Source organism: Kytococcus sp. HMSC28H12 (assembly GCF_001816045.1).
GTDB classification, from domain to species: Bacteria; Actinomycetota; Actinomycetes; order Actinomycetales; family Dermatophilaceae; genus Kytococcus; species Kytococcus schroeteri.
In genome coordinates this window covers 1-9,247 of sequence record NZ_KV824581.1, presented here as the reverse complement: position 1 = coordinate 9,247, position 9,247 = coordinate 1, and the positions used below count along the sequence as shown (strand labels likewise).

The following is a 9,247-nucleotide window of genomic DNA, read 5'->3' as shown; positions in this document are numbered from 1 at the left end:
TGCCGCCACCACGGCGGCCGCCGCCCGCAACGCCCCCAGGTGGGCCGCCTCGTAGCGCTCGGCGGGCACCGGGGAGGCGCACGCCTCGGCCAGGCTCGCCCGGGACCGCTCCATGAGGTCCAGCACCGTACCCGCGGGGGCACCGCCGCCCACCGGCACGACCGAGCTCCTCATCGTCGTCATCGTCGTTCCTCCTGCCGTCCTGTCGTCCGTCGTCGTCCCGCCGCAGTCGCCTCAGTCCACGACCCGGTCCAGCTGCCACGCCGCGGCCACACCGGCCGGCGGGGCCACCAGGTCGAAGACCCCGGCCGGACTGTGCCGCCCGGCGCGCGCCTCCACCCGCCACACCTCCTGGTCGCTACCGGCCTCCAGGGCCAGCCCCTCGGCCTCGGTCACGTAGCGCCACCACGGGTGCCGCTGCCGCCACCGGTCCAGCACCTCGCACACCACGTACAGGCGCCCCCGCCACACGAAGGCGTCCGGCTGCCCAGCCGCCTCGCAGGCACCCCGCAGGGTCCGCACCTCCACCGTCTCCGCACACCGCCGCATGCCGCTCTCCTCCCGTCGGGTCGTCATCTCACCGACCCGGACCAACCGTACTGGCGTACGACTTTCCGGATCAAGACCCATTCATCCATACGACACCGACAACCTCCCCCGACCCGCCCCAGGACGCGGCGGACGCCGCTGCGCCTCCCCCTCACCACCCACCCGGGACACCCCACCCGCGCCCACCACCGCGCACCCGCACACCTACGATGACGCCGTGAGCCCCAACCCCCTCGACGACGCCTTCCAGGCCGCGATCACCGCGAGCATCACCGAGCAGGTCGCCGACCACCGGGCCCAGCTCGCTCCCATCGACCCCGCGGCCGACGAGCTGGCCGACGCCATCGGGCTCCTCATGGCCCGCGGCAAGCGCCTGCGCGCCGGGTTCCTGCACTGGGGCCACCTCGCGGCCGGCGGCGAGGCCTCCCCCGCCACCCTGCGCGCCGCCACCGCCATGGAGTTCTTCCAGGCCGCCGCCCTGCTCCACGACGACGTCATGGACGACAGCGACACCCGCCGCGGCGCCCCCACCGCCCACCGCGCCTGGGCCGCCCGCCACCGCGAGCAGGGCTGGGACGGCTCACCGGAGGACCACGGCCTGGCCGGGGCCATCCTCGCCGGCGACCTCTGCCTGGTGTGGGCCGACGCCGCCTTCGCCGGCTGCGGCTGGTCCCCCGAGCAGATGCGCCGCGCCGTGCCCACCTGGAACCTCATGCGCACCCAGCTCATGGGCGGGCAGTTCCTCGACATCCTCAACGCCGCCCGCCCGTGGGACGACGAGGACGCCCCCGCGCGCACCGAGCGGGTGCGCCGGGTCATGACCTACAAGAGCGCCAAGTACTCCATCGAACACCCGCTGCTCATCGGCGCCGACGCCGCCGGGGTGGACCCCACCACCCGTGGGCACCTGAGCACCTACGGCCTCCACCTCGGCCTGGCCTTCCAGCTGCGCGACGACGTGCTCGGCGTGTTCGGCGACAGCGCCCTCACCGGCAAGCCCACCGGCGACGACCTGCGCGAGGGCAAGCGCACCGCCCTCGTGGTGGGCGTCCTCGACGCCGCCTCCCCCGCCGACGCCGCGCGCTTCGAGGCCCTGCTGGGCACTCCCGACCTGTCCCCGGACGACACCGAGTGGATGGCCGGGCTCATCACCTCCACCGGCGCCCTGGCGGCCGTGGAGGCCCAGGTCGATGCCGACCGCGACGCCGCCCTGCACGCGCTGGCGGCCGCCCGGGACTCCATCGACCCGGCGGCCGCCACCGCCCTCGAGCAGCTCGCGTACGTCACCACCGCGCGCAGCGCCTGAGGATCACCAGGCGGTCTCGGACGCCCTCCGGCGGATCTCCGTCTTGTGCCCGGCGTGCAGGTCCTCGATCGCCGAGCCCTCGCGCAGCGTCTCGTCCGGCTCGAACAGCCAGCGGATGACGTCCTCGTCGGACATCCCCCCGTCGGACAGCACCGTGATGGTGCCCGGCAGCGCCTTGAGCACGCCGCCACCGTCGAGGAAGCGCGCGGGCACCTGCAGGGTGTCGTTCTCCCCGCGACGCACCGCCAGCAACTCGCGGTCCTTGACGAGCTGACGCACCTGGCTGACGCCCAGCCCCGTCCGCTCCACGACGTCCGGGATGGTCAGCCACTCGATGGTGTCGAACAGGTCCTGGGCCATCTCAGTCGCCTCCGAGGGTCGGGTCGTCGGTGATCATCTGCGCCACCCGCAGGGACAGCTCCAGGCTCTGGTTGCGGTTGAGGCGCGGGTCGCAGGGGCTCTCGTAGCGCTGCCCCAGGTCGTCCTCGAGCACCGGCACCACACCACCGATGCACTCGGTCACGTCGCTGCCGGAGAGCTCCACGTGGAGACCGCCGGGCACGGTGCCGGCCGCGCCGTGCACCTCGAAGAAGCCCTGCACCTCGTCGACGATGTCGTCGAAGCGGCGCGTCTTGTGCCCCGAGGCGCTGGTGAACGTGTTGCCGTGCATCGGGTCGGTGAGCCACAGCGGCTGGGCGCCCATGGCCTTCACGGCCTCGACGACCTCCGGCAGGACCTCGCGGATCCGGCCGGCCCCCATACGGGTGATGAAGGTCAGGCGACCGGGGGTCCGCTCCGGGTCGAGGCGGTCCACCAGGCGGCGCACGTCCTCGGCCGTGGTGGTGGGGCCGAGCTTGACGCCGACGGGGTTGCGCACCCGGGCCAGGAAGTCGATGTGCGCGCCCTCGGGGTCGCGGGTGCGCTCGCCGCACCACAAGAAGTGGCCGGAGGTCGCGTACGGGGTGCCGGTCCGCGAGTCGATGCGGGTGAGCGCCTTCTCGTAGTCCAGCACGAGCGCCTCGTGGCTGGCGAAGTACTCGGTGGAGCGGAAGGCCAGCAGGTCGGCTCCGGCGGCGCGAGTGAAGCGCAGCGCCTGCTCGATGCCGCGGCTCACCTCGGTGTACTCGCGCGTGGCCTCGGTGGTGGCCTCGGTGCCCCAGGTGCTGAGGTTCGACAGGTCCGCGTAGCCGCCGGTGGTCCAGGCGCGCACGAGGTTGAGCGTGGCCGCGCTCGCGTTGTAGGCGGCGAGCATGCGCTGCGGGTCGTGGCGGCGGGTCTCGGCGTCGAAGGCGAAGCCGTTGACCATGTCGCCGCGGTAGACGGGCAGCTCGACGCCGTCGCGGGTCTCGGTGTCGCTGGAGCGTGGCTTGCCGAACTGGCCGGCGATACGGCCGAGCTTCACCACGGGAACGCCCGCCTGGAAGGTCATCACGGCCGCCATCTGCAGCAGCACGCCCACCCGGTCGCGGATGAGGTTGGCGGTCACCTGGTCGAAGGTCTCGGCGCACTCGCCGGCCTGCAGCACGAAGCGCTCGCCGCGCGCGGCCGCACCGAGGTGCTCCAGGAGGGTGTCGCACTCCTCGGCGAACACCAACGGGGGCAGACGCCGCAGCGATGCGGTGACCTGCTCGGCCTCGGCCGGGTCGTCCCAGGTGGGCTGCTGCTTGGCCACCAGGTCGGGCCACTCCAGGGCCGGCTCACCGATGCCCACGGCGTTGAGGGGACGGGATGCGGGGACGAAGGGGGTGGTCATGCTCCGTGAGCTGCCTTCCTGCTCTTGACGACGCTGGAGTACTCGTCGACGTACTCCTGACCGGTGATGGACTGGATGCGCCGCATGATCTCGTCGGTGGCGGCGCGCAGGTCGTCGCGGCTGGGCCGCTGCACCGCGCGTGCCTGCTCCTCCGGGGTGGCGTCGGCGTGACGGGACTGCACGAACGCGGTGACGTCGAACGGCTCACCGAAGGTGGCAGTGAACGGGCGGACCTTCGGCACCGCGGCCTCGATGGGCTGGATCTCGGTGGTACCCACCAGGCCGACGGGGACCACTGGCGAGCCGGTGGACAGCGCCAGGCGCACCACGCCGGTGCGGCCTCGGTAGAGACGCCCGTCGGGAGAACGCGTCCCCTCGGGGTAGATGCCCAGCAGGTTGCCGTCCTTGAGCACCTGCTCGGCCTCACCCAGAGCCGCGAGGCTGGCCCGGCCACCCGACCGGTCGGTGGGGATCTGCCCGACGCCCCGGAAGAAGGCGGCCATCGCACGCCCCTTGAGGCCGGGCTGCGTGAAGTACTCGGACTTGGCCGGGTAGCGCAGCTGGCGGGGGACCACCAGCGGCAGGGCGATGGAGTCGAAGAAGCTGCTGTGGTTGGCCGCGAGGATCGCCGGGCCGTTGGTCGGCACGTGGTGCAGACCGTGGACGGTGGGGCGGTACAGCGTCTTCAGCGCCGGCCCCAGGGCCACGTTCTTCAACGTCCAGTAGAGCACCTGATCTCCTGCGTCTCGACTCGATCGGTGGGCGGTCGCGACCGACCCACCGGGCGGCGTGGGGGCCGCTGCGCACGGGGCATCCTTTCACGGGCCACCGCGCCCGAGCGTGTCAGGATGGCCACCATGCAGCCCTCCCCCAGCGCCCTCGTCTCGGTGCGTTCACCGCTGCCCGGCGGTGGGGCGCGCACCCTGCCCGGACCGGTGGGCGCGCCGCAGGCCGTGCTCCTCCACGGTTTCACCGGGTGCCCGCAGTCGCTCGGCCGGTGGCCGGACGCCCTGGCGGATGCCGGTGTGGCCGTGGACGTTCCGCGCCTCCCCGGGCACGGCCGCACGTGGCAGGCGGCCAACCGCACGGGGTGGGAGGACTGGTACCGCGTGGCCGAGCGCTCGCTGCTGCGCGCCAGCCGCAGCCGCCCCGCCGTGGTCGGCGGCCTGTCGATGGGGGGCGCGCTCGCCCTGGCCCTGGCCATCGCCCACCCGGCCCGGGTGGCCGGTGTGATGTTGGTCAACCCCGCGGTGGCGGCGGTCAACCCCTTCGTCCCGCTCACGCCGCTCGTGCGCCGGGTCCGCCCGGGCATGCCCGGCATCGCCGGCGACGTCGCGGACCCGGACTCCCCCGGTGAGTTGGCCTACGACACCGTGCCCATGCACGCCCTGGACTCCCAGCGGGCCCTGTGGCGGGGTGTGCGGCGCCGCGCGGCGGAGGTCACCTGCCCGGTGCTGCTGATGCGCTCCCGGGTGGACCACGTGGTGCCGGCCCGAAGCAGCGCCACGATCCTGCGCCGGATCTCCTCCCGCGACGTCACCGAGGTCGTGCTCGAGAACAGCTTCCACGTCGCGACGGTGGACCTCGACGCCGAGCGGGTCCACCAGGAGTCGGTGGACTTCGTCCGCCGCATCAGCGGCTGAGCCTCAACGTCCCCGGGCCCGGTCGCTCATGATGGTCGCGGCCCCGATGACCCCGGCGTCGTTGCCCAGGGAGGCCAGCAGCACGTCAGGCCACGGCCGGTGCCCCCGCCCGGTGAGCTGACGCCGGAAGGCGCGCTGCGCCGGCTGGACCAGCAGGTCGCCCGCAGCGCTCACCCCACCGCCGATGACGATGGCCCCGGGGTCGAGCACGGCCGCGAGGCTGGCCGCGCCCTCCCCGAGCCACACCCCCAGCTCGTGGAGCAGCTCCTCGGCTGCCGGGTCCCCCTCCTCGGCCAGGCGGGTCACGTCGGTGCCCTCGAGCCGCTCGGGGTCCCCTCCGCACGCCTCGACGAGGCGGCCGGCCATCGGCGTTCCGCTGCGCACCAGCTCGCGGGCCTCGCGCACCAGGGCGCTGCCGGAGGCGTACTGCTCCCAGCACCCCCGGTTGCCGCACCCGCAGCGCAGGCCGTCGCGCACCACACGCAGGTGACCGATCTCCGCGGCGATGCCGGACGAGCCGCGCAGCAGGTGCCCGTCGTCCACCACCCCACCGCCGATGCCGGTGCCCACCGTGATGAGCGTCATGGTGCGGTGCTCGCGGCCGGCACCGTGACGGAACTCGCCCCAGGCCGCGGCGTTGGCGTCGTTCTCCAGACGCACGGGCAGGTCGGTGCGCTCGGCGAGGCGGGCGCGCAACGGCTCGTCACGCCAGGCGAGGTTCGGGGAGAACAGGATGGTCTCGCCCTCGCGGTCCACGAACCCGGCGCAGGCGATCCCGGCACCGACCACCTCCTGGTCGCCGGCGGCACCCTGGAGCTGGTCGAGCACGTCGACCACGGCCTCGGCGATGGCGTCGACGTCCTCCGCGGGCGTCTCCACCCGCGCACGCTCGAGCACCACCCCCTCCCGGACGAGCGCGCCGGCGATCTTCGTTCCGCCGATGTCGACTCCGATGGCCAGGCTCATGGGGGGGTCTCCTCGAGGTGGGTCAGGTCGTGGTGGACGGGTGGCCGGTCCGCGGACGACCCGGCGCGTCAGGCGGGCTCCGACAGGTGGATCAGCCCACGGCAGGCCAGTCTGCATCACGCACCCCTGCGACGAGCACCTCCCGCACCACCTGCCCCGGCACGCCCTGCCTGGTCAGGAAGCCGCGCAGGGAGCCCGGACCGGGCAGCTGGGAGGACCCCCAGGCGGCGTCGACACGGCGCACCAGGCGCCGGTCGTGGCGCGCCAGCAATTCCACCGACCGCCGCGCCGCGGCATACCGGGCCGCTCGCGCACCAGATCCCTGACCCTCGACACGAGGTTCACTGGGGCGCACCTCGACGTCCACTGCACGGTCACCAACCTGGGAACCCCCGATCGCACCGTGGGCGACCCACTCCGCCACACCCTCTCGCCACCACAGCGGCTCGGCGCGGGACACCACCTGGTCGAAGCGCGCGTGCACGAGCTCGTGCCGCAGCACCAGACCCCGGTCCGCCGAGCCCAGGGCGGTGACGTGCGGGTGCAGCACCACCTCCACCACCCCCTCGCCCTCGGCGGACGCGGACGCGACGCCCCCGCCGCCCGACCGGCCCCGACGGTCCACAGGCGCCAGGCTGGCCCGCCCCGGCACCACGCGGAGACCCCGGGTGATGCCCGGCACCTCGTCCGAGCCCCCGGCGGCCGCGAACTCCCGCCGCCCTGCAGCCAGGCGTACCACCACCGGACGGTCTCCCGGACGCGAGCGCCACACCTCACGGACCGCGTCGTCCGCACGGTGCACCTCCTGGCCCCAGGGCGTGCCCGTGGCGTCCAGCGCAGGCACCTCACCCGATCCACCGTCGCGCACGGCCCCCTCACCCTGTCCCGCCCCGCGGCACCCCGCGACGACCAGGGGAGCCGCCGCGGCCACACCGAGGGCCAGCACACCCCGCCGGGTCGGTCCGTCGTGTCGCATGGGCACAGTCTGGCCCCCGGCCCTAGCCCCGGGAGCCTGCCCCGACGAGCCCGGTCAGGGGCAGGACCTCCGCCCGGGCGCCCAGCGCCGTGCCGAGACCCACGAGTCCGGACCGCACGAGGGCTGCGACCGCCTCCTGCTCACGGGCATCCAGAGCCGCCCCCGCAGTCCCCGGACCCCCGGTTCCCGCACCACACCCGACGCACGGCGCGGCCGTCGACAGCGCCGCACCCACACACTCCGCCTGTCGGACCCCAGCGGTCCGGTCCACCTCGTCCATGGTCACCTCCTGCGAGCCCCAGGGGCCCGTTCGCATCCGACGCCCGGGCGGAACCGCCCTGACACCGACGAGACTAGAACAGGTGACCGACAACATCCGTCCACCTGTCCGCAACCTGTGGACGAGAGGCGCCGGTGGCGCGCCGGACACCGCACGAAGGCACCCCCGCGAGCACAGCAGGTGCTGAGGTTGTCGGTGCCGCCGCCTACCGTGCCGGCATGTCCAGCTCCCCCGCCCTCACCGACGGGGTCCAGGCCACCTTCGAGGACCTCGGGACCCCGCTGGCAGACGTCACCTTCGTGGTGTTCGACCTGGAGACCACGGGCACCAACTCGACCGAGAGCGAGATCACGGAGTTCGGTGCCGTCAAGGTCCGCGGCGGCGAGGTGCTCGGCGAGTTCCAGACCCTCGTACGCCCGGCCCGGGGCATCCCGCCGTACATCCAGGTGCTCACCGGCATCACCACGGCGATGGTGGCCCGGGCCCCTTCCATCGAGGAGGTGCTCCCCACCTTCCTGGAGTTCGCCGGGGACGCGGTGCTCGTGGCCCACAACGCCCGCTTCGACACCGGCTTCGTGCGCCACGCCTGCGAGCGGCAGGGACGCCGGGCCCCCACCAACCCGGTGCTCGACACGGTCCACCTGGCCCGGCAGCTCCTGCCCCGCTCGGAGGTGCGCAACCACAAGCTGTCCACGCTCGCCCAGCACCTCGGGGCCCGCACCACACCCACCCACCGTGCCCTGGACGACGCCCGCGCCACGGTCGACGTCCTCCACGGCCTCATCGAGCGCGTGGGGCCGCTGGGCGTCCACTCCCTCGAGGAGCTGCTGGCCTACACCCGCCGCGTCCCGGAGGCACGGCGCCGCAAGCGCTCCCTCGCCGCAGACCTCCCGGAGGCACCGGGGGTCTACCGCTTCCTCGACGCGCAGGGCGAGGTGCTCTACGTGGGCACGGCCGTCAACATCCGCCGCCGCGTGGGCCAGTACTTCACCGCCTCGGAGACCCGCCGCCGCATGGAGGACATGGTGCGGCTGGCCGAGAAGGTGGTGCCCATCGTCTGCCCCACGGCCCTGGAGGCATCGGTCCGCGAGCTGCGCCTCATCCACGAGCACCAGCCGCGCTACAACCGCGCCGGTCGGAAGGCGGGCTCGCTGCCCTACGTGCGCCTCACCGACGAGCCGTTCCCCCGCCTCTCGGTGGTGCGCGCGGTGTCCACCGACGGCGCGACGCACATCGGCCCCTTCCCCAGCACCTCCGCCGCCCGCGAGGCGGTGGCCGCCCTGCACTGCGCCCTGCCGCTGCGGCAGTGCACGCAGCGCATCACCGAGGCCTCCGCGGCCCGGTCCACCACCGCCTGCGCCCTGGCCGACCTGGGCCGCTGCGGAGCCCCCTGCACGGGCGCCACCTCGCGCGCGGAGTACGCGCTGGTCGCCGAGGAGGCACGCCACGCCCTGCGCGACGACCACCGGGCCGCCTGGCGGCACCTCAGCGACCGGATGGAGTCCCTCGCCGCCAGTGAGCGGTTCGAGGAAGCCCGCGCACTGCGCGACGGAGCGCGGTCCTACCTGCGCGCAGCAGCACGGAGGCAACGCCACGAGGCGCTCGCGGACCTCGAGGAGCTGGTCGCCGCCGCCCCCATGACCGCCGGGGGCTGGGAGCTCGTGTGCATCCGCCACGGCCGACTCGCCGGCACGGCCCTGGCGCCCCGCGGCACCGACCCGATGCCGGTGGTGGACTCGCTGCGCGCCACCGCCGAGGTGGTGGCGCCGCGGCC

9 protein-coding genes and 1 pseudogene are annotated in these 9,247 nt (G+C 74.3%); 3 read left to right on the top strand and 7 right to left on the bottom strand.

What is annotated here, in order from left to right:
* Both HMPREF3099_RS09140 and HMPREF3099_RS09135 read right to left on the bottom strand, forming a co-directional pair.
* Window positions 1-183, bottom strand: a pseudogene (locus tag HMPREF3099_RS09140) (hypothetical protein); the annotation flags it as partial.
* A gap of 51 nt (window positions 184-234) precedes the next feature.
* Complete coding sequence (locus HMPREF3099_RS09135) at window positions 235-549, bottom strand: DUF6504 family protein (protein WP_070705672.1); 315 nt, start codon at window positions 547-549, stop codon at window positions 235-237.
* A gap of 217 nt (window positions 550-766) precedes the next feature.
* On the opposite strand from HMPREF3099_RS09135, the gene HMPREF3099_RS09130 reads away from it, so the two are divergent.
* Complete coding sequence (locus HMPREF3099_RS09130) at window positions 767-1,855, top strand: polyprenyl synthetase family protein (protein WP_070705671.1); 1,089 nt, start codon at window positions 767-769, stop codon at window positions 1,853-1,855.
* A 3-nt stretch (window positions 1,856-1,858) separates the two neighbouring features.
* Here the strand turns inward: HMPREF3099_RS09130 and HMPREF3099_RS09125 are convergent, their stop codons facing one another.
* Genes HMPREF3099_RS09125 through HMPREF3099_RS09115 form a run of 3 tightly spaced genes read right to left on the bottom strand, consistent with a single transcriptional unit; the run spans window position 1,859 to window position 4,339 of the window.
* Window positions 1,859-2,215, bottom strand: coding sequence for an Rv2175c family DNA-binding protein (locus tag HMPREF3099_RS09125; RefSeq protein ID WP_070705670.1), 357 nt, complete (start codon window positions 2,213-2,215; stop codon window positions 1,859-1,861).
* A gap of 1 nt (window position 2,216) precedes the next feature.
* Window positions 2,217-3,608 carry a class II 3-deoxy-7-phosphoheptulonate synthase gene (locus HMPREF3099_RS09120; protein WP_083323666.1) on the bottom strand — a complete coding sequence of 464 codons (1,392 nt, stop codon included), beginning with the start codon at window positions 3,606-3,608 and terminating at the stop codon, window positions 2,217-2,219.
* A complete protein-coding gene (locus HMPREF3099_RS09115; protein WP_070705669.1) occupies window positions 3,605-4,339 on the bottom strand; it encodes a lysophospholipid acyltransferase family protein in 735 nt (244 codons plus the stop codon). The genes HMPREF3099_RS09120 and HMPREF3099_RS09115 overlap by 4 nt, the downstream gene beginning before the upstream one ends.
* A 126-nt stretch (window positions 4,340-4,465) precedes the next feature.
* Between HMPREF3099_RS09115 and HMPREF3099_RS09110 the strand changes: the two genes are divergently transcribed.
* Complete coding sequence (locus HMPREF3099_RS09110; RefSeq protein ID WP_083323668.1) at window positions 4,466-5,251, top strand: alpha/beta hydrolase; 786 nt, start codon at window positions 4,466-4,468, stop codon at window positions 5,249-5,251.
* A 3-nt stretch (window positions 5,252-5,254) separates the two neighbouring features.
* Here the strand turns inward: HMPREF3099_RS09110 and HMPREF3099_RS09105 are convergent, their stop codons facing one another.
* Both HMPREF3099_RS09105 and HMPREF3099_RS09100 read right to left on the bottom strand, forming a co-directional pair.
* Complete coding sequence (locus tag HMPREF3099_RS09105; RefSeq protein WP_070705668.1) at window positions 5,255-6,217, bottom strand: ROK family glucokinase; 963 nt, start codon at window positions 6,215-6,217, stop codon at window positions 5,255-5,257.
* A 91-nt stretch (window positions 6,218-6,308) separates the two neighbouring features.
* Window positions 6,309-7,193 (bottom strand): hypothetical protein, encoded by an 885-nt coding sequence (locus HMPREF3099_RS09100; RefSeq protein ID WP_141762098.1) that lies wholly within the window; start codon window positions 7,191-7,193, stop codon window positions 6,309-6,311.
* A gap of 498 nt (window positions 7,194-7,691) precedes the next feature.
* Between HMPREF3099_RS09100 and HMPREF3099_RS09090 the strand changes: the two genes are divergently transcribed.
* Window positions 7,692-9,247, top strand: a 1,556-nt coding sequence (locus HMPREF3099_RS09090) for a DEDD exonuclease domain-containing protein (RefSeq protein ID WP_070705665.1), incomplete at its 3' end; no start/stop codon positions are given.

Excerpts from the sequence above, each read along its gene's own strand:
- HMPREF3099_RS09135 (WP_070705672.1), bottom strand. The coding sequence starts at position 549 with ATGCGGCGGTGTGCGGAGACGGTGGAGGTGCGGACCCTGCGGGGTGCC.
- HMPREF3099_RS09125 (WP_070705670.1), bottom strand. The coding sequence starts at position 2,215 with ATGGCCCAGGACCTGTTCGACACCATCGAGTGGCTGACCATCCCGGAC.
- HMPREF3099_RS09120 (WP_083323666.1), bottom strand. The coding sequence starts at position 3,608 with ATGACCACCCCCTTCGTCCCCGCATCCCGTCCCCTCAACGCCGTGGGC.
- HMPREF3099_RS09110 (WP_083323668.1), top strand. The coding sequence starts at position 4,466 with ATGCAGCCCTCCCCCAGCGCCCTCGTCTCGGTGCGTTCACCGCTGCCC.
- HMPREF3099_RS09105 (WP_070705668.1), bottom strand. The coding sequence starts at position 6,217 with ATGAGCCTGGCCATCGGAGTCGACATCGGCGGAACGAAGATCGCCGGC.
- HMPREF3099_RS09100 (WP_141762098.1), bottom strand. The coding sequence starts at position 7,193 with ATGCGACACGACGGACCGACCCGGCGGGGTGTGCTGGCCCTCGGTGTG.